Here is a 20,034-nt window from a genome sequence, read left to right as displayed (position 1 = left end):
CAAGATGTATACACGTTCAGTGGTATTTTGGCTGTCTGCATTGACGGCTACCTCCACGTTAGCAGCAGACTCTTCTGCTGCCACTTCACACCCGCCCACTTCATCCTTGAAGCAAGGCTACTTTATCGATGCGCCGGTGACTGGCTTGTATTACAAAACCAGTTCCAATATCACTGGCGTTACCCAACAAGGGGCATTTCACTACCAACCTGGTGATGTGATTAGCTTCTTCCTTGGCAACGATGATAAGGGTTATCTGCTGACAACCTTATCGAGCCAAGAAGTGCTTACACCGACGATGGCAACAACCAAACCCAGTCGTAGCATCAATATGACGCGCCTGCTGCTCTCTCTCGACAGCACGCCTGAGAATCGTAAGGAAATTGTCTTAGCCAACCGCGTGTTGTCTGATGCTCGCTTTCAAAACCAGCTCAAGGGCCTTGACCTCAATTATCTGGATGACGCCAAACGCCACCTCAATCTCGACTGGGTGTCTGTCGATGAGGCAATTGAGCACTTAAACGAAAGCCAGCAGTACATTGAGAAAAACTTTGCCTCTGATGAGATCATCTTCGAACCTCGCGGCATGACGTTCAAAAACATCGTGATCAAAAAGAAAGATTGGCAAGGCCGCGCTTGTGCTTACGATTTACGTTATCAACATCATCCTAAATATCGCCCTCCGTTTGGTGAAACTCGATTCACCATCACCAAAGATTCATTGATTGAGCACCCAAGCGTTGGCGACCATTTTCAAGGCTGTTTCCTCTCGATGAAGCGCCCTATCACGGAAGACATTGTCGAGCCGATAAGCAAATTTGCGGATTGGTTTAATATCGTCGGTTGCTCAATCACTGGATGCACCCGCAATGATTTGAATGGCTTCTCTCTTGAAGACTTTGATGATGAAGGCGACTGGAAATACCGCTCCGTTGCACTCAACTTTGATCCAAGTACTGAGCTACTGATGGAAAAAGTACAAGGCCTTGGGCGTAAAAAAAACATCCACCACCACAATCGTACAGAAATGCTGTGGTTTACCTACCCCAACACGAACGAACACGACATCGACTACCTCGGGGTATGGCAGCAGACCCAATACCACCAGCAGTCCATGACACAATCGTGCCTATTGATGCGCCACCAACAAGTCATGCGACTGCCGCATAATGCAGACACCTGTCCAACCGACGCAAGCCTATACACCCAAGATGTCACCCAAGAGTATGCGGACATGTGGTGGGTCAACAATGACGAACCCAAAGCCGAGCTTGCGCAAATGAATGTCATGGTACGTTGGTCAACGACCCCTGCCGAAATCAATTACACCACTTGGGAATATTTGCCCGCTGGCGCAACTTGGGAACAAGGCATTTTATATCGTTATCAACAAGATGTTCTCCGCAACCGAGACGGCTCTGATCGCATTGAAACCCACACCATTTCTGAATTTGTCAAAGTGAGCGAGGATGTATAACCATGGCAACAGCAGTAGCACTGACACAAATCATTCAACAATGGCAATCTGGTGATAAACAAGCTGAGAGTGAGCTTTACCAATTTGCGTATTTGCAGTTACGTAAGATCGCCCAACACGAGCGTGAACGAAACGCGGAAAAGTACGGCACCGACAACAAGGTATTGGCCGATAGCGTCAACAGCACCACGGCATTAATTCATGATGCTTACCTGAAGATGTCCAACTGCGACATGAGTGAAATTGAAACAAAACGTGATTTCTTTTTGATGGCCGCCAAAGTGATGCGTCAAATCTTGATCGATAACGCACGCTCACACCAAGCGCAAAAGCGCCAACACATTACGTTGATGAGAGATGAAGAAGATCGCTTCGAACAATTGATCATCATGGATAAAGCTCTGGATAACTTCAGTAGCCGTTACCCACGCCAATCAAGTGCACTCAAACTCAAGTATTTAATGGGAATGAAAAACCAAGAAATCAGTGAACTACTCGAGTGCAGCGCGAGCTTAATAGAGAAAGACCTAAAATTCTCTCGCAGTTGGTTGCAATCACGAATGGCGCACGCGTAATGATAAGCAAAAAGTTTTGGATAATCGGCGCCATCTGCGTTGGTTTGCTCGGCGTATACTGCATGTCAGACGAAACCAGCTTAGCATCTGCGGCGAACTCATCAGACAGCACGAGCCAATCAACCGAGCGAACACATCGGCAATATGAACGCACATCTTTAGTTGAAGTAAAGCAAGCGTTGACAGGTTCTGCGTTGGAGAACGCCCACACAAAAGACGGTGATGACGCCTTCAATTCTGCCATTTTAGGACAACCAGGGCCAGTTACGAACCCATTTCATACTACAGAAGACGGCTCTTTTTACGACTCGTCTGTGGGTTATGAAGACAGCCGCTCAAAAGAGGACTCATCAGAGAACAATAAACCCATCATCAACCTCACGGTGGAACAACAGCTACAAACCATTATTTATGCTTGGGAGCTCAACCAAAACTCTCCGATTAGCTATTCGCTCAATCTTACCCAACTGTTTGAAGACCCGGATGGTGATCTCCTCACCACTCGGATTTGGCTCGAAAACGCCAATGGATTAAGGGTGCTAAACCAAGGACAAATGATGGTGCTAGGTGCACCAGAGAACATTAAAACCACCACATACCTGGCGGTAGCGGCGCGTGATGATTACCACGGCGACAGCGACCATGCGTGGGTCACAACACGTTTTGAGTTGCCTGTTGTCACTCCAGGTCACAATGACACGGAACACCCGTTAATTGGCGGCATTGTCTATCGCTTGGAGACGACGCAAAACCTTGGCGGTACCGCGTACGCGTATGAAGTGGTGTATTGCGAAGCGTTTCAGTTTGAGGATGACGAGGTACGTTATGCCGCCTCAAACAACAAACACCAGTGTCCTGAAAAGGGAGACTTAAAAAAGGTGGGTGAGTACAAAATCAGTGATGACTCGTTGATTGTTTATGTCCACGGCGTACGCCAAATTTGGACCACCAAAAAGGTATACGCATCCCAGGTTCATAAAGAGACTCAGAACTATTTCACCACCGTGTTTGATGGCAAACAATTCGAAAGCTACACCATGCAAAAAAACAAGCAATCGATGGAAAAACGCATCAATGTCCACACTGGTGAGTACGAATATCAAGGAACGTTGTTTGACTACCTCTTTCCCATTTCAGGAGGAGGTTACATAAACGGGACTGCTAGCAACTACATATTTGATAGAAGTGTTCAGGGTAACGAACCAGTGCACAAACTGGACTCTGATCTCAATATGAAATCAAACCAACATGACCTATTTTGTCATGATTATTTATTTTACTGGCACAGCTCTATCGTAGCGGGGCGAGGCGAGTTTGCCGATATTATCTCTAGCTCAATGGATTTTGACGGCGTAAGTCCAATACATTGTGCTGAATGGCCAGATGATTACTGGCAACGGACATTTATGTTTTACAACCTTGAATACACAGATTACGACATATTCATTCCAGGCGAAGTCTACAGTTATGTGCTTAAACCTCACCCTCAATTTGCTGATCGCGTTGAGGAATTTAAGATCAACATGATTTATCACGCCCCAGTCCTTAGCAACACCCAATAAACCTTTCTTTACAGATGGTTATTTTGACAAAACAATCATCCCAAAAACAAAACTGGAACCGTGATCAAATTATCAATTTTCCATCATAGACAAAAAATAGAAATAAATTTTACGGGTTTTGTGCGGTTTTTCGTGTCTTGAACCTAGGCTCAATAGTCATTAAAAAGACACCACTCTCTTCAATCTCACTAGTGAGATTGAAAGATAAAAACAATAAAAAAGCGACTTTCTCATTCGGAAACGAAACAAGGACAAATGAATAATGAATAAGGTGAGTTTATTAGCAGCGTCAGTGGCTATCGCTCTTACTGGCTGTGGCGGTTCAGATGGTGGTTCAAACAGTGCTAACAACGGTGTTGTGATCACTGGCTTTGACGGCTACTTCAAACATGCAGTTGTTTTTGAAGATACGAACAACAACGGCCAATGGGACACTCAAGAAACATTCCTTGGTCTGACCGATGAGAAAGGTCAGCTTAAATTGGATGCAAAACCAGAAAACACTCTAGCACTGCAGACCATTACACCAAACGGTGCAAAACAGAAACAGCTTATCGCTTTGGATGCTAAAGAGTACGCTGGCAAATACACGGTTGATATGGATCATCCAGGCCAAGCCATGGCCCACGAAATCGTGTTCCGTGCACCAACATCGTCAAACGTGATTTCACCTATCACAGACCTTGTTGCGATTGAAATGGCAAAAGATCCATCCATTAGTGAAGAAGACGCAAAAGCCAAGGTAAACCAAGCGCTAGGAGGCTCAGAAGAAGCACCAATTGATCTGTACAGTGATTTTGTTGAAGGTGCGACAAAAAACGCCGAACTACATAAAACCGCTCAGATTCTGACCGACTCAAAAGCGCAAAACCCAGCTAACTACGAGAAAAAGGCCACTGAATTTGCTCAAGCGGCAAACCAAGAAGTCGATCGTCTTATCGCATCCGGCGAAAACATCAATGATGCAAGCCTACGCCCAATCATCACTGACGCGACCCCAAATAGCGACAACTTAGCACCTGAAACGGCAATCAATAACAAGCTAACCGTAAACGAAACCGTCGAAGAGGCTGCTAAAGATAAGCTTGGCAAATTACCAAAAATCGTACAAGGCGCAGGCTTTGATGGCGTTGAACTAAACATCGAAGGTCTTTTCACAGACAAAGACCAAAACCTTGTGACAACCAAACTGACGCACAACTTAGCAGGCACAGGCATTGAAGTTGCGCAAACTGGCAACCTGATTGTTCTATATCCGACTGCTATCGTAGAAAAAGCTGGTGATTTTGAGATCGTCCTAACGGCGCAAGACATTGATTATTCAGGTAAAGTTTTAGGTACGGTAAGCACCGTATTTAAGTTCGAAATCGAATCGGCAAACTTACCACCAATGGTTGTAGAAACAGAACAAGCGCATCTACAGTCCATCGTTGATGGTTGGTACCTACAACAAGGTGAAGAATTTGAACAAACGCTCGATATTTCTAGCTTGTTCCAAGATAAAGACGGTCATATCACCGACTACTCAGCGGACTATGTGGACATTGAAGGTCTAACAGTATCTGAGGATGGTAATGCGATTGTCACCATTAAAGGCACACCGACAAAAGCGAGCGAAGCTGGTGCAGCACTTGCGATTAGCGCAAACAGATGGCCATACCGCGGTACAGATTGCGCTTAGCATGCCAACGGTTATCGAAGGCGTAACGCCACCACCAGTAGTACCGACTTTGGGCTTCACTCACGAGCACTTCAACGGTCAAGAATGGAAAATGGTAGCTTCGCTCAAAAAGACGGTGAAATCGGCTATGCCATGTTGATGCAAGACTCTGAAGGCCTACTATTCTGCTGGGGCTCAAAACCATGATGAGATGAATCAAGAGTACAAAGCGAGCATCAGCGACTTCCTAGAAAACACATGGGAACACGATGCCTACGCTATTCTTGCCGATCTGGACCAACAAAACTGGTTACGCGGAATACCAAAATAAAGACTGTGAAGACGTCGAGCTGAAAGACGGCAAGCTATACAACAGCTACGGCGAAGAGTATGAAATGCTGTACCAGCACACAACCGAGCATAACGGCACTCAGATGATCGTTAAAATCTCAGATGATGAGCTGTTCTGGATGGATTCAAGCAATACACCATTTGCAGAATCACTTTCGGTTGCAGAACACATCAAACACGGCACGGTAGAGCATGACTTGATGGTAGAAAGTAAAGGCTCGGGCGACGACAAAGTCCTGAAATACTCGTCAGGTACGTACGAGTACGACGCTGATACTTACAACTACACGTCGTTCATGCCAACAGGATTCCAAACTCCAGGTAATTGGGAAATCCAGAGTGATGAAGGCCGTGAGCTGCTGATTCTAAAAGAAACAGGCTCAGAGTCAGATTACAAAACTCGTCATCGTTACATCAACCGTGATTTTGGTAACTTCTACATCGGTATTCGTTGGAGTAAAGAGCAAAACGGTCATGAATCCGCGCCGGAATATGGTCTGTACTCTCACAACAAAGAAGCCATGACGAGCATCGCGAGTTCGCTCCCGATTTTGGAGCCTGGCGATGATGACTAAAGCAACCATCGTTAACCCTTGCTGTGATAGCGTGCATTTGCGTAGAAGACGCAGAACGCTTTGGGAACGCTTGGTCGGCATCAAAGAAGTGTATATCTGCTCTAACTGTCACAAAGAAACGCCACTCAAATAGCGATAATATTTGAGACCGCAAAAAAGCCCCGAACTCGGGGCTTTCTTCTATCTTTTTGACCGCAATATTTGAGTCGTTATTTCACGCACACTACGTTCAATAATGAGGTTCCGGTGAGCTGGTTTGGCTCACGATCTGCGAACAAACCTTTCTTATCTTTGCCCCAATACGGCAGTTGCAGTGGCCATTGATTTTTTTCCATCACACCAGACGCCCTCAACACTTTGAATTCTGCAGGGCTGGCTAAGCTCATACCCAGTTGCTGACATACTTTTTGCGAGTTTTCGTAGTTGAGACGATTCCACGGCTTGCCGTATTCCATGTAAAACTGATTGTGGTGGTCGAGTAAGTACGGCACCACGTACGTTTTGCCTTGTAAGGAGGTTCTCAACCGAACTTCAATGTCATCATTCCCGCTCACAACCGGCTTCGCTTTGGTCTTAGCAATAGGCTTGGACGAAGAATTATCACGCTTATTTTTTGCCTTGGTCTTTGACTTCTCTACCGGCGCTGTAAAGGCGTCGGTATCAGCTCGCACGGCAGGAACTGGCGCGGGTTTCGGGGTCACCGTCGGTGTTGGCTTAACCGAAGATGCGGCTGATTTCGACGGCACAGCGGGTTTAGATGGTGTCGTAGACTGTTTATTCTCTTTTCCAACCACGCGGATGAACGCCTCTTTGTAATTCGACAAGGTTTTGACTCCTCGCAAATCCCCCCTCGCATCAGACAGATCTTTGTAAGGCCCAATCAAACAGCGATAACCTTGGGACTCCGGCTTCATCCACACGTCGGTCGTAATCTTGCTGTAAAGCGGCTTTGCTTTCGCGAGTGACATTGGCTTTGGTAGTAATCCGCATTGAATCCAGTAGAGGTAGTTGCCTCCTTGCGGCACTTTCTTTCCCCATACTCCGTTACCAATTGGGCACGTTTTCTCAAGCATCGGCAGTTTTCTTTCTCGCTGGCTTGAGTAGCTTGGCAAAGGAACTCCTCTGCCGATACTGGGCTAGAAAACTGGGCGCATACCAGCAGCAAGCCGAAAGCTAGGCTTGCTCGGAAGATACGAGATGGGTGTTGTGCCTTCTTCATTTCCATACACTTCACTCTAAATTAGTGGGTAAGGTCATTATGGCGGCAAAGCGCCAAAAAAAAATGTGAACAAAGAATAACTAGCAAAAAAAGAGCCGGAATTTGCATCCGGCTCTCAGTTTAGGAAGGAATTAAGCGAATTTACAACGCTTGGCGGGAAAATTCTTAACCTTTGTACAGTTTCGGGTTGAATACATCTCGTAACCAGTCACCCAATAAGTTGATAACCAGAACCAGTGTAACCAACACGATGCCTGGGAAGGCAGTAATCCACCACGCACCTGAGAAGATGTAGTTAAAGCCGATGCTGATCAGCGCACCTAGTGACGGCTGATCAACAGGAAGACCCAAACCTAGGAATGACAGTGCCGCTTCCGACATGATCGCATTCGCTACCTGTACCGTCGAGATAACCAAGATTGGTGATAGACAGTTCGGCAGGATGTGACGGAACATGATTCGCGGAGCTTTAAAGCCCATCACACGCGCCGCTTCTACGTATTCTTTCTTCTTCTCAGCCAGTACTGAAGCACGAATGGTACGTGCGTATTGCGGCCATTCAGCCACACCGATGATCACCACCAGCATCACCACCGCGTATTGGCTGTAAAAATCACTGCCAAAGCTGGCTTTGAAGATAGCTGACACGATGATCGCGACCATCATGGTCGAAAATGACAACTGTACGTCTGCAAAACGCATCAAGAAGCTATCGATACGACCACCGAAGTAACCCGCCGACAAACCAATGATGATACCCAAAATCAACTGAAGACCGACGGCTAAAAAGCCGATCGTCAAAGACAGACGAGAACCGTAAAGAATGGTCGATAAAATATCACGGCCTTGCTCATCAGTACCAAGAACAAAACGCTCATCGCCCTCTTCCATCCAAGACGGTGGTAGCTCTGAATCCATGATGTCGATAGACGTCAGATCATACGGGTCAGTCGGAGCTAGAATTGGCGCAGCTAATGCCAACACTAAGAACATCATAAAGACCGTAAAACTTGCCATCGCCACTTTGTCGCGCTTGAAGTAATACAAGAAGTCCGACTCTTTAAAACGCTGCCATGCAGATGGAGCGGCTTCAGGAGCTGGTGTTACATTTGATTGGCTCATGATTAAGCTCCTTTTCCAGTTAAGTTCACAGTTGGGTTGATGATGCCGTACAGCAAATCAACGATGGTATTGGTTACCACGAAAATCAGACCAACAAAGATAACGTAAGCTGTGATCAACGGTGTATCGACACGGTTGATTGCTTCTAGGAAAAGAAAGCCTGTACCCGGCCACTGGAATACGGTTTCGGTTAGGATGGTGTAAGCCACCATGGTACCAATCTGCACGCCACCTACCGTCAGTACTGGCAGCATGGTGTTCTTAAGTGCATGTTGGTAGTAAATTTTTTGTAAGTTCAAACCTTTTGCTTTGGCGAACTTAATGTATTCCGAGCTCAGTACTTCCAGCATTTCTGAACGTACCAGACGGATGAACAACGGCAGCATGATAGACGCTAGCGCAATACACGGCAGGATAAGGTGCTTAATACCATCGATGGTAAAGAAGCCAGATTCCCAACCGAGCACGTTAGCGGTTTCACCTCGCCCGTAGGAAGGCAGCCAGCCAAGTTCGATGGAGAAAACGTACATAAGCATGATTGCGGTTAGGAACACCGGAATCGAGATGCCGACACTACTCATCGCCATAACAAATTTGGTAAAGACACTCTTCGGGTGAATCGCGGAATACACCCCGAGTGGTATAGAGAAAACGATAATGATGAGCGTCGCGCCAAACACGAGCTCTAATGTTGCCACCAGCTTATCGAGGATCACCTCAACCGCAGGTCGCTTGAAAAAGTATGATGTACCCAAATCACCTTGCAGTGCATTACCCACAAAGCGCGTGTACTTTGTGATAAAGGGATCGTTCAGGCCCAATTCGTCACGTAGCGCTTGGCGCTCCGACTCCGAAACCGACTGACCTACAAGCTCACGCAGCGGATCACCCAGGTTGTCCTGAATGGCAAACGCCACCAAACTGATCACAAACATCACTATCAGTGCCTGAAACAGGCGCTTGACCAGAAACGAAAACATTCCTTGCCCCTTAACTATCCATAGATCTCTAAACTTAGAGAGAAAATTCAGTCTGTAAAACTGGCTCAATCCGACTGAAATAAACCGAGCCAAGTGTCGAAAACAGAGAAGGACTGGCGCCCCTCTCTGTCATGACTAAGTATGATTACTCGACAACTAGGTCGCCAAAGTAAGGCATTACCATTGGGTTCACGATGTCTGCGGCTTTCACGTTAGACTTCGCACCCCACGCTTCACTTTGCCAGTGTAGCGGTACGAATGCAGCATCGTTGTATAGCGTCGCTTCGACACCTTTCAGCATTGCTGCACGTTTCGCAGGGTCCGTCTCTACGTTTGCAGCTTCAACCACTTTGTCCATTTCTGGGTTTGAGTAGTGACCACAGTTGTACTGACCACGACCGGTTTCTTCGTTACGAGTCATGGTTAGGAACTCGTTGAAGTTTGCCGAGTCCTCTGTATCCGAGTGCCAACCAATCATCAGCATGTCTGCCGCACACTTATCAAACTCAGGCCAGTATTGCGCTTTTGGCATAGTTTTTCAGATCAACCTTGATGCCAATCTTAGACAACATTGCCGCCGCCGCTTGCGCTACTTTCGCATCGTTTACGTAGCGGTTGTTTGGCGCAATCATAGTTAGCGTCAGGCCGTTCTCATAACCCGCTTCTTTCATCAGTTGTTTTGCTTTCTTCAGATCGTAGCGAGGTACTAGCTTGTCATCGTGACCAACGTAGCCAGTTGGACTCTGCTGACCAGCTGCAGTAGCGAAGCCTTTCATGATTTTCTTAACGATGCCTTCGTTGTTGATTGCGTGAACAATCGCTTGACGAACGCGAACATCTTTCAGTGCTTCGTTGCTGTTTTGGTTTAGTTGGAACGTGATGATACGAGTACCTGGTAGCGTTACTAGATCGATGCCGTCTGCGTCTTTCACACGTTTGTGATCGTTTGGTGCTACCGGGTGAATCATGTCAACGCCGCCAGAAAGTAGCGCAGCTACACGAGTCGCGTCTTCTTTGATTGGAACAAGCGTTAGCTTATCAACGTTACCTTTCGACTCTTTGTCCCAGTAATCTTTAAAGCGTTCAAATTCCACTTTTACGCCCTGTTCACGTGAAGTCACAATGAATGGACCCGTGCCAGATACGTTAGTCGATGCAAATGAGTTACCGTGCTTCACTAGCTCAGACTTGTCTTTGCCGTCTGCTGTTTTACCCGTGTAGAACTTGCTGTCCATAGGGAAAATGTACGTTGCAGTTTGCAGCACTAGTGGGTAAGGACCTTTGGTTACAAGATCGAACGTGTTGTCGTCCACTTTGACGATTTTCTCGTACGGGTCGAAAATGTTTTTAAAATCAGGAGAACTTTGTAGACGCTCAAACGTCCATACAACGTCGTCAGCCGTTAGGGTATTACCAGAGTGGAATTTCACACCTTCACGCAATTTAAAACGAACGGTAGTGTCGTTAATGCGCTCCCAGCTCTCTGCTAGACGAGGTTCGAAATCCATTTTTTGAGTAAAGCGAACTAACGGATCAAATACCATGTGTGACATTTGCAGTGTGCCACCTGATAGCTGCTCATGTGGGTCAAGCGATACTGGGTCAGCTGCGTAGCCAACTTTGATATCTGCTGCCAGTGCATTAAAGCTTAGGCCCGCCGCCATTAGCGCCACTGCTAATTTGCTTTTCATGGTTTTCATTTGCATAACTCCTTCATGCGGGGATACGGATCCCTTGTTGTTGTGTTTGCGTCTTTGTTATGACTAAAGGTTAGCCAAGCGAGGTGCTTGGTTTATGCCGTCTCGATCTCTTCTCGCAAGCCTGTAAATTCAGGCATCAGAGAAATCAATTTTTTGCTGTATTCGTGTTGGGGTGCCGTAAATAACTGTTCTGTTGGTGCCACTTCTAAAAGTGTACCCATTTGCATCACACCTACTCGGTCACACATCTGGCGAATAACAGGTAAATCGTGGCTGATAAACAACATAGTCAAGTTCAGCTCACTTTGCAGATCTTTCAGCAAGTTTAGAATTTGTGCCTGTACCGATACGTCCAGTGCCGATGTCGGTTCATCACAAATCAAAAGTCGAGGACGAGTCGCCAACGCACGCGCAATAGAAATACGCTGACGCTGACCACCGGAGAATTCATGAGGGTACTTAAGCCCAGCCATGCGACCCAAACCAACATGATCGAGAAGGTCATTCACGATTTGGCGAGTTTCCGACTCGTTTTTCGTCAGTTTATGAAAACGGATTGGCTCAGCAATAATATCGAATACCTTCATACGAGGGTTCATTGAGGTATACGGGTTTTGGAACACCATCTGCATTTGACGACGCATTGGGCGGCGTTCTTTCTCAGAGGTTAAAGCTGTCAGGTCAATACCCTCAAACTTCACCTGACCAGAGTTAGGTTGGTATAAACCAGCAATAACTCGCGCAATGGTTGATTTACCAGAGCCAGACTCACCCACCAAACCAAAGGTTTCGCCTTCATGCACTTCAAAGCTCACATTATTGGATGCCTGCACGTATTCGCGACGGCTTTCAAATAAAGAGTCTTTGGTGACAAAGCGCAGATTAACGTTCTTCACGTCCAAAAGCGGGCCTGTGTACTCGCGCTCATCCTGGCTTTGTCCTAGCCAGTGATTCTTGATGTCGAGTGGCTCCATTTCTGCCGCTTCTTCGATGTAGCTGACCAAAGGGAAGCGATCGAGCTTTCTGTCTGAACGTGGAACGGCTGAAATTAGGCTGCGAGTATAGGAGTGATCAGGATCGCCCAACACTTTGGCTGTTGGTCCAAACTCCACCAAGTCACCACGATACATTACCGCGACGCGGTCAGTGACGTTGGAGACCACACCCATATCGTGAGTAACCAGCATACAGCCGACATTATTCTTGATACACAATTCTCGGATCAAGTTGAGGATTTGGTCTTGGATTGATACGTCCAGTGCCGTTGTTGGCTCATCGGCGATGATCAGATCTGGCTCACCAGCCAAAGCAATCGCAATGACGACACGCTGACGCATACCACCAGAGAATTGGTGTGGGTATTGTTTCAAGCGGTTTTCTGGCTGCGGGATGCCAACTTGCTGCATCAGAGAAAGTGCACGCTGATACGCCTCTTCATCAGAGACTTTCATGTTGGCGTGGATCGTCTCTTTCAGCTGCTGCTCAACCGTAAAAAGTGGGTTAAGTGAGGTCATTGGATCTTGGAAAATAAAACCAATCTTCGATCCGCGAACCTTACGCATCGCTTCTGGTGATAAACCAGAAATTTTTTCTCCATCCAAGAAAACATCGCCGCTAGCAACGCGACCTGGAGGGCTAAGCAAATCAATAACGGCGTTACCAACGGTGGATTTACCCGCACCTGATTCGCCAACAACACCCACGATTTCACCACGTTCAATATGAAAAGAAAGTGACTTCACGGCAGCGTGAACGCCGTGTCGGGATGGGTATTCAATACGAAGGTTTTTCACTTCTAATAGTGACATTTCAGACCTCTACTGCCTTGTCTGTGGTATCGAATCGCGCCAAAGGCACCATTCATCACCTGAATGAATCCGTTCAAATTCAGAATAATACTCTGAAATCTTAATGCGGAAACAATTTGGCAAAAATCACACAAAAAAGCAACAATTAAAGTATATTCCGCCGAGAAAACATTAAATAAACGCACAATGAGCGAATAAAAATGCATTAACAAGTATTTAACCATTTTCATATCACACTATTTTTGTGCGCCATGCACCAATAAAACTAGAAAAATGCTCTAAAAATAAGCACGAGCCAACCGGGACCATTAACCATACTATTCATGTGCAATTATTAACATTTAACAAACAATATCGTATGCGAAAAGCAATTTTTCAACATAAAAAACTATTAATAAAATAGTCGGCAAATATAAAAAGCCAAACTTAGAAAGAGAAAGGATAGGCTAAAACGTGAACACAACAGCAAAACCACACAAATCCTCTGTCGACGACGATTATGCGCCGCTTAAGCGGTTTGTTGACTAAACAAAAGAAAATGCGGTTACCATCACTCTCCCAGTGTAGGTGAAGCACGTCGATTTTAACCCTTTACGACACAATTGAGAGTGGGATAATAGATAATCAATGTTAGAGCCAAGCTGTAAATGAAAGGAGCCCCTGTGCTTAAAGCGATTTTTTTTGATATGGACGAGACTTTATGTGCGACGTCACAAGCCGATAAAGTTGCAGGACAAAAGTTTACGACTTGGATTCATAAGACCTACCCGCAAGTTACCGAACCACAAGCTTTTTTACAGCGCTACTTACAGGGTGTGTACAAGAAGCTGAATGCGGAATTCCCTCACCTTGTGGCTCTGCTACCTGATGAAAACGCGTTCCGTTGTGGCCTGATCCAAAACATATTGGCGGAGCACGGAGTCAGCATTAATGCCGAAGAGGCTCAACAAGCTCAAGACTACTTTGACTCTGCACGTATGGGCGCGTTCACTTTCTTCCCTGGTGTAAAAGAAATGCTCAGCGATCTTCGTCAGCATTATAAACTCGTCGTGATCACTAACGGCCCGATTTTTTCTCAACACCCTAAACTCAGCGCGACACAGATGAGCGACTGGGTGGACCATATTATTGTGGGGGGAGAAGAGCCTGAAGAGAAGCCCGCTGCGAGCATTTTCCAAAAAGCGCTCGACTTGGTCGAAGTAAAACCAGAAGAAGCCCTGCACATTGGCGACTCTTTACCAGCAGATATAGCAGGCGCTAACAATATGGGCATTTTGAGCGTGTGGGTAAATGCGACAGGCGCAAGTAACTCAACAGATATAACGCCAAATTTTGAAATCCAAGAAACGGTAGAGCTGAGAGAAATCCTTAAAACACTCGCCCAATAAAAGTAGTGGATTAGAAAAACACAAAACCCCAGACGTCATTCTGGGGTTTATTTTGTCCGCTCGAAAAGCATTTGGATCATAGGTGGTCAAAAGCCCCTAGAGCTGTACACTTTTGGTGAAATTGAAATCGAATGCAGATGCTTTTAAGAGGGTAGATGCAAAAAAGCCCCAGCCTTTCGACTGGGGCTCTAAATAGCGGTCGGTGAAGAGCCGAATTCTAACTTCAGGCGAACCCCACTTGGGTTCAAATCCTTTGAAATACTGTCGACTAATAGTCGCCCAAGCGATGTAATAAACTCTAAAACGACGAAAGCCTGCTAAAAAGCAGGCTTTCTAATAGTGGTCGGTGAAGAGGGATTCGAACCCCCGACCCTCTGGTCCCAAACCAGATGCGCTACCAAACTGCGCTATTCACCGAGCATGTATTCTTTAAATAAAGAATGGGGTGGCTAACGAGACTTGAACTCGCGACAACCGGAATCACAATCCGGGGCTCTACCAACTGAGCTATAGCCACCATCAAATTGTCATGTTTACCGCTATCTCAGCCATAAACTAAATAGTGGTCGGTGAAGAGGGATTCGAACCCCCGACCCTCTGGTCCCAAACCAGATGCGCTACCAAACTGCGCTATTCACCGACGATGTTTTATCTTGATTTAATCAAGATTGGGAGCAATGCTACCGCATTCAATCTAAAAAAGAAAGAATGGGGTGGCTAACGAGACTTGAACTCGCGACAACCGGAATCACAATCCGGGGCTCTACCAACTGAGCTATAGCCACCACTGATTTTTACCGATGTATCCTCCGAGGCAATGGTACGCCCGAAAGGATTCGAACCTTCGACCTTTGGCTCCGGAGGCCAACGCTCTATCCAACTGAGCTACGGGCGCATGCCCTATCGGCGGAGTGGAATAATACGGATATCACACTATGCCGTCTAGTACTTTTTTTACTTTTTTTATCGTTTGGTCTCTTTTTCGACAGTTATCTTCCTTTAAACTGAATTTTTGATGTGATTCACGCCCTGTCATGGATAACTTGTTGTTTATTGCAACAAGTTATCGGGATATAATCACCCATTATTTACATTGATTTAACAGCTGCAACCAAGTTGTCTAATCATTCTATGCCATTCAGTGGAATTTAGTGATTTCTCTGCTCGGCATTAATACTCTAACTATATAAATAGGTAAGTCACTTACCTCGGGAATGTGAAGTGGGTTTAATGGATATGTCTCGACAAATGATTAGCGTTTTGTTCGCTGCCTTAACGTTTTCTACGGCAGCTTTAGCTTCTGACATCAGCCAAACTGAATACGATGCGATCGCAGAACGCATCCAACCTGTCGGTGATGTTTATCTAGCGGGTTCTGAGCCAGTGAAAGAAGAACCAACCGGTCCACGTGATGGCGCCACAGTTTATGGTACTTTTTGTATTGCTTGTCACGCATCTGGTGTAAACGGCGCACCTAAAACAGGTAATGCCGATGACTGGGCACCGCGTATTGCACAAGGCAAAGAGACGTTAGTGAAGCACGCGTTAGAAGGCTTCAATGCGATGCCTGCCAAAGGAACCTGTATGGACTGTTCTGACGATGAAATCATCGCAGCAATCGACCACATGATTGAAGGTCTATAAGTAAAGACATCAACGAAAAAGGCTTGCCAACTGGCAAGCCTTTTTGTTTTTAGTCAGTGAACACAAGGATACTCTACTTCTTAAACATTGCTCGAATATTGGCAATGTGTGCCTGACCTTTCGCCATACGCTCTTCTGCTGATACTGGCTTTTTATTCACTTCCCATTCAACGTCATCAAATGGCAGCTCATCCAAAAAGCGGCTTTGAGTCGGTTTGATCAACTCGCCGAACTGTCGACGCTCTTTGCACATAGTGAAAGTCAGTTCACGCTGCGCACGGGTAATGCCAACATACATCAGACGACGCTCTTCTTCGACGTTGTCTTCATCAATACTGGTTTGGTGCGGTAAAATACCTTCTTCAGACCCAATTAAGTATACATATGGGAACTCAAGGCCTTTTGATGCGTGCAGCGTCATCAGTTGTACTGCATCGCTGTCTTCATCTTCTTCGCCACGTTCCATCATGTCACGCAAGGTCAAACGTTGAACGACTTCTTTTTAACGTTTTCTCTTCTTGATCGTAGTTGTCACCTTCTAGGTCCGCCACTATCCACGAGTAAAGATCAGAAACGTTCTTCATTCGCATTTCAGCGGCTTTCGGGCTTGCTGAAGTTTCATATAGCCAATCTTCATAATGGATATCGCGAACTAGCGAGCGAACCGCTTCGACGGTATCACCACGCTCAGCTTGGTCAGCAATCGCCACTAACCATTGGGTGAAACGACGTAAATTTTCCAGGCCGCGTCCCGTTAAGTGCTGTTCGAGCCCCATTTCAAAACTCGACTCAAACAGGCTCTTCCCACGCATATTGGCATAACTGCCTAGCTTTTCTAAAGTTACAGGGCCAATTTCACGTCGTGGTGTATTCACAATACGTAAGAATGCATTGTCGTCATCTGGATTAACCAAAACACGCAAATACGCCATGATGTCTTTAATTTCTGCGCGTGCAAAAAACGAGGTGCCGCCAGAAATTTTATAAGGCACACGGTTGCATCAGAGACTTTTCAATTAAGCGCGATTGGTGGTTACCACGGTACAAAATTGCGTAATCACGATAGTCGGTTCGATTCAAGAATTTGTGTGCAATCAACTCCCCCGTAACACGCTCAGCCTCGTGCTCTTCATTTTTAGCCAACAACACTTTGAGTTTTTCACCGTCAGGAATTTCTGAAAATAAGGACTTCTCATAGACGTGAGGGTTATTGGCTATCAAAATGTTGGCCGCACGCAGGATTCGACTCGTTGAGCGGTAGTTTTGCTCCAACTTAATCAATCGCAAATTCGGGTAATCTTCACCCAGCAAGACTAGGTTCTGAGGCTTCGCACCACGCCATGAATAAATGGACTGGTCATCATCTCCTACGACCGTCAATCGCCCACGTTCACCGACGATTAATTTCACCAACTCATATTGACTCGTGTTGGTATCTTGGTACTCATCGACCAACAGATAGCGGATACGATTCTGCCAACGTTGGCGAACGTCTTCATGATTGCGCAAGAGTAAGACGGGCATCAAAATTAGGTCATCAAAATCGAGCGCGTTATAGGCTTTCATTTGCTTTTGGTACATATCAAAGCAGAACGCAAACAATTGTTGCTGCTCACCTTGCGCACGCGCTTTGGCTTGCTCTGGCGTCAACATGTCGTTTTTCCAATTGGAAATACAACTCAGAAGCTGACGTAGCAGATCTTTATCACCATCAAGCTGCTTTTCGGTAAGTTCCTTGAGTAGCGCCAGTTGGTCTTGGTCATCAAACAGTGAAAAGCCCGCTTTCAACCCTAAATGCTTGTATTCGCGTTTGATGATGTTTAATCCCAAGGTGTGGAACGTTGATACCATCAAACCTTTAGACTCGGCTTTCCCCAACGTTTGGCCGACACGTTCTTTCATCTCACGCGCCGCTTTGTTGGTAAACGTCACCGCTGCAATATTACGCGCTTTGTAGCCACATTGCTGAACCAGATAAGCGATTTTATTGGTAATAACACGAGTTTTGCCCGAGCCAGCACCAGCTAGCACTAGGCATGGACCAGACACGTATTTCACGGCTTCATCTTGACTAGGGTTCAGCTTCATAGAAATTCTCTGCGGGTGATAAATGTGGCGCCTATGATAAAGGGGTGGCCTCGTGAAAGCTACGCTGATTTCTTGTAATTTTCACACCAACAAGCGCAACATTCTGTTGCATAAAAGGCGGGTATTTGAGCTATAATGAATGAACGTTCATTCACTGGTGGTAGGATTATGAAGGATAACCCTGCTGTAGATAAGCGAGAACAAATCTTAGTCGCTGCAGAGCAACTCATTGCTGAATCGGGCTTTCAAGGGCTTTCCATGCAAAAGCTCGCCAATGAAGCAGGTGTCGCAGCAGGAACGATTTATCGTTATTTCTCAGATAAAGAACATCTTTTGGAGGAGTTACGCCTTAACGTAGCAAAGCGCGTCGCTACGGCTGTGCAACTGGGCGTGAGTGAAGAGATGCCTTTAAAACAGCGATATCGAACCATGTGGCTCAATATTTGGAATCTAGCGAGCTCGAATTTAAATGCGCTCAGCAATCGAGTTCAATATGAGTCTCTACCCTGTTCAAATAGTAGCAAAGCTCGGGAACTTGAAAGACAAATGTTTGCCCAAGTAGATCTTCTTTTTAATCAGGGGAAAGAAGAGGGCGTATTCAAGCCTCTCGATAACGAAGTGCTTTCTGGGTTGAGTTTTGAGGCAAGTGTTGCACTTGCTAGGAAACACGCTTTGGGATTTTATCAACTGGATAAGGCGGCATTAGAAGCTGCTATTGAAGCCAGTTGGGATGCAATTATTAAACACTAACTTGGAGTTCTTAATAGAATGAAAAAGTGGACTTTCTTTATGTTACTTATCGCCGTTCTCTTGTTCGGCAGCGTGATAGGTTTCAATTTATTTAAGCAACAAAAGATTGCTGAATACATGGCAAACCGTCCTGAACCTGAGTTCCCAGTAACCGTGACGGAAGTACAAGCGGTTGATTGGGTACCAGTGATCGAGGCTATCGGTTTTATCGAACCAAACCAAGGTGTGACGGTCGCAAACGAAACCAGTGGTGTTATCGACAAAATCGCATTTGATTCCGGCACTCAAGTCAAAGCAGGTCAACCATTAGTACTGCTTGACTCTGACGTTGAGAAAGCGAATTTAAAGAGCTCGCAAGCCAAGTTGCCAGCAGCAGAAGCGAAATACAAACGCTACCAAGGGCTATTTAAAAAAGGCTCTATTTCTAAAGAAGCGTATGACGAAGCAGAAGCGAACTACTTCTCCTTAAAAGCGGACATTGAAAGCTTGAAAGCGACCATCGACCGACGCGAGATCAAAGCGCCATTTGATGGTGTAGTAGGTATTCGTAACGTGTACCTAGGTCAGTACCTACAAGCGGGTACCGATATTGTTCGCCTGGAAGACACCAGCGTGATGCGCTTACGCTTTACCGTGCCGCAAACCGATATTTCACGTATCAATATCGACCAAGAAGTGGATATCTTCGTGGATGCCTACCCAGATCAGCCTTTCAAAGGTTCAATTTCTGCGATTGAGCCTGCGGTTAACGTACAAAGTGGCTTGATTCAGGTTCAAGCAGATATCCCTAACAGTGATGGCAAACTGCGTAGTGGTATGTTCGCTCGTGCAAACATCATTCTGCCTAAATTAGAAAATCAGGTCACTCTGCCTCAAACTGCGATCACGTTTACGCTATACGGCGACAATGTTTACATCGTAACGGAAGAAGATGGCGAGAAACGCGTTAAGCAGCATGTGGTAAAAGTTGGCGAACGCTCTAAAGATATCGCACACATTCTAGAAGGCGTGAAGCCAGGTGATGTAGTGGTGACATCGGGTCAAGTCCGTTTAAGTAACCACGCAAAAGTAAGCATTGTTGAAAGCGATGCAACTACCCCACCTGCTGAAACACCAATGCTTTAAGTTGGAGGCA

At 46.0% G+C, this 20,034-nt stretch carries 11 protein-coding genes, 5 tRNA genes and 4 pseudogenes; 9 read left to right on the top strand and 11 right to left on the bottom strand.

The window, feature by feature from the left end:
- Positions 1 to 4 precede the first annotated feature (4 nt).
- The 5 genes and pseudogenes from ACHFJ9_RS08305 to ACHFJ9_RS08285 all read left to right on the top strand — a co-directional run bounded on the left by ACHFJ9_RS08305 (position 5) and on the right by ACHFJ9_RS08285 (position 6,333).
- Positions 5 to 1,477, top strand: coding sequence for a chromosome partitioning protein ParA (locus ACHFJ9_RS08305; protein WP_395193065.1), 1,473 nt, complete (start codon positions 5 to 7; stop codon positions 1,475 to 1,477).
- A gap of 2 nt (positions 1,478 to 1,479) precedes the next feature.
- Entirely contained in the window at positions 1,480 to 2,052 is a 573-nt protein-coding gene (locus ACHFJ9_RS08300; RefSeq protein ID WP_005394366.1) for a sigma-70 family RNA polymerase sigma factor, read from the top strand.
- A gap of 2 nt (positions 2,053 to 2,054) precedes the next feature.
- Positions 2,055 to 3,614 carry a hypothetical protein gene (locus tag ACHFJ9_RS08295; protein WP_395357412.1) on the top strand — a complete coding sequence of 520 codons (1,560 nt, stop codon included), beginning with the start codon at positions 2,055 to 2,057 and terminating at the stop codon, positions 3,612 to 3,614.
- A gap of 262 nt (positions 3,615 to 3,876) precedes the next feature.
- Positions 3,877 to 6,200, top strand: a pseudogene (locus ACHFJ9_RS08290) (acid phosphatase).
- Positions 6,190 to 6,333, top strand: coding sequence for a hypothetical protein (locus ACHFJ9_RS08285; RefSeq protein ID WP_012841245.1), 144 nt, complete (start codon positions 6,190 to 6,192; stop codon positions 6,331 to 6,333). Before ACHFJ9_RS08290 ends, ACHFJ9_RS08285 begins: the two are co-directional and overlap by 11 nt.
- Positions 6,334 to 6,409: 76 nt before the next feature.
- Here the strand turns inward: ACHFJ9_RS08285 and ACHFJ9_RS08280 are convergent.
- The 5 genes and pseudogenes from ACHFJ9_RS08280 to ACHFJ9_RS08260 all read right to left on the bottom strand — a co-directional run bounded on the left by ACHFJ9_RS08280 (position 6,410) and on the right by ACHFJ9_RS08260 (position 13,029).
- Positions 6,410 to 7,425 (bottom strand): annotated as a pseudogene (locus tag ACHFJ9_RS08280) (SPOR domain-containing protein).
- Between the two features lie 159 nt (positions 7,426 to 7,584).
- Entirely contained in the window at positions 7,585 to 8,541 is a 957-nt protein-coding gene (locus tag ACHFJ9_RS08275; protein WP_005394358.1) for an ABC transporter permease, read from the bottom strand.
- A gap of 2 nt (positions 8,542 to 8,543) precedes the next feature.
- Positions 8,544 to 9,521, bottom strand: a complete 978-nt coding sequence (locus tag ACHFJ9_RS08270) for an ABC transporter permease (protein ID WP_031780394.1) — start codon at positions 9,519 to 9,521, stop codon at positions 8,544 to 8,546.
- Between the two features lie 145 nt (positions 9,522 to 9,666).
- Positions 9,667 to 11,221: pseudogene (locus ACHFJ9_RS08265) on the bottom strand (ABC transporter substrate-binding protein).
- A 92-nt stretch (positions 11,222 to 11,313) separates the two neighbouring features.
- Positions 11,314 to 13,029, bottom strand: coding sequence for a dipeptide ABC transporter ATP-binding protein (locus ACHFJ9_RS08260; RefSeq protein ID WP_005379108.1), 1,716 nt, complete (start codon positions 13,027 to 13,029; stop codon positions 11,314 to 11,316).
- A 662-nt stretch (positions 13,030 to 13,691) separates the two neighbouring features.
- Here ACHFJ9_RS08260 and ACHFJ9_RS08255 point away from each other — a divergent pair.
- Complete coding sequence (locus ACHFJ9_RS08255) at positions 13,692 to 14,417, top strand: HAD family hydrolase (RefSeq protein WP_005394354.1); 726 nt, start codon at positions 13,692 to 13,694, stop codon at positions 14,415 to 14,417.
- A gap of 340 nt (positions 14,418 to 14,757) precedes the next feature.
- On the opposite strand, the gene ACHFJ9_RS08250 is transcribed toward ACHFJ9_RS08255, so the two are convergent.
- From ACHFJ9_RS08250 to ACHFJ9_RS08230, 5 genes are all read right to left on the bottom strand, one after another.
- Positions 14,758 to 14,834: transfer RNA gene (locus ACHFJ9_RS08250), tRNA-Pro, on the bottom strand.
- 24 nt (positions 14,835 to 14,858) lie between these two features.
- Positions 14,859 to 14,934 (bottom strand) — tRNA-His (locus ACHFJ9_RS08245).
- 46 nt (positions 14,935 to 14,980) lie between these two features.
- Positions 14,981 to 15,057 (bottom strand) — tRNA-Pro (locus tag ACHFJ9_RS08240).
- A 69-nt stretch (positions 15,058 to 15,126) separates the two neighbouring features.
- Positions 15,127 to 15,202: transfer RNA gene (locus ACHFJ9_RS08235), tRNA-His, on the bottom strand.
- 33 nt (positions 15,203 to 15,235) lie between these two features.
- A tRNA-Arg gene (locus ACHFJ9_RS08230) sits at positions 15,236 to 15,312 on the bottom strand.
- A 335-nt stretch (positions 15,313 to 15,647) separates the two neighbouring features.
- Between ACHFJ9_RS08230 and ACHFJ9_RS08225 the strand changes: the two genes are divergently transcribed.
- Positions 15,648 to 16,061 carry a c-type cytochrome gene (locus ACHFJ9_RS08225; RefSeq protein ID WP_012841248.1) on the top strand — a complete coding sequence of 138 codons (414 nt, stop codon included), beginning with the start codon at positions 15,648 to 15,650 and terminating at the stop codon, positions 16,059 to 16,061.
- 73 nt (positions 16,062 to 16,134) lie between these two features.
- On the opposite strand, the pseudogene rep reads toward ACHFJ9_RS08225, so the two are convergent.
- Positions 16,135 to 18,149, bottom strand: a pseudogene (rep, locus tag ACHFJ9_RS08220) (DNA helicase Rep).
- A 168-nt stretch (positions 18,150 to 18,317) separates the two neighbouring features.
- On the opposite strand from rep, the gene ACHFJ9_RS08215 reads away from it, so the two are divergent.
- Both ACHFJ9_RS08215 and vmeC read left to right on the top strand, forming a co-directional pair.
- Positions 18,318 to 18,899: a TetR/AcrR family transcriptional regulator gene (locus tag ACHFJ9_RS08215; RefSeq protein WP_005398171.1), complete on the top strand. Its 582-nt coding sequence runs from the start codon at positions 18,318 to 18,320 to the stop codon at positions 18,897 to 18,899.
- An 18-nt stretch (positions 18,900 to 18,917) separates the two neighbouring features.
- Complete coding sequence (vmeC, locus tag ACHFJ9_RS08210) at positions 18,918 to 20,024, top strand: multidrug efflux RND transporter periplasmic adaptor subunit VmeC (RefSeq protein ID WP_005398173.1); 1,107 nt, start codon at positions 18,918 to 18,920, stop codon at positions 20,022 to 20,024.
- Positions 20,025 to 20,034: the final 10 nt, after the last annotated feature.

The sequence above is a fragment of the Vibrio sp. D3 genome (assembly GCF_043995865.1).
Taxonomy (GTDB): Bacteria; Pseudomonadota; Gammaproteobacteria; order Enterobacterales; family Vibrionaceae; genus Vibrio; species Vibrio diabolicus.
This window is presented reverse-complemented; position numbering and strand designations above follow the sequence as displayed.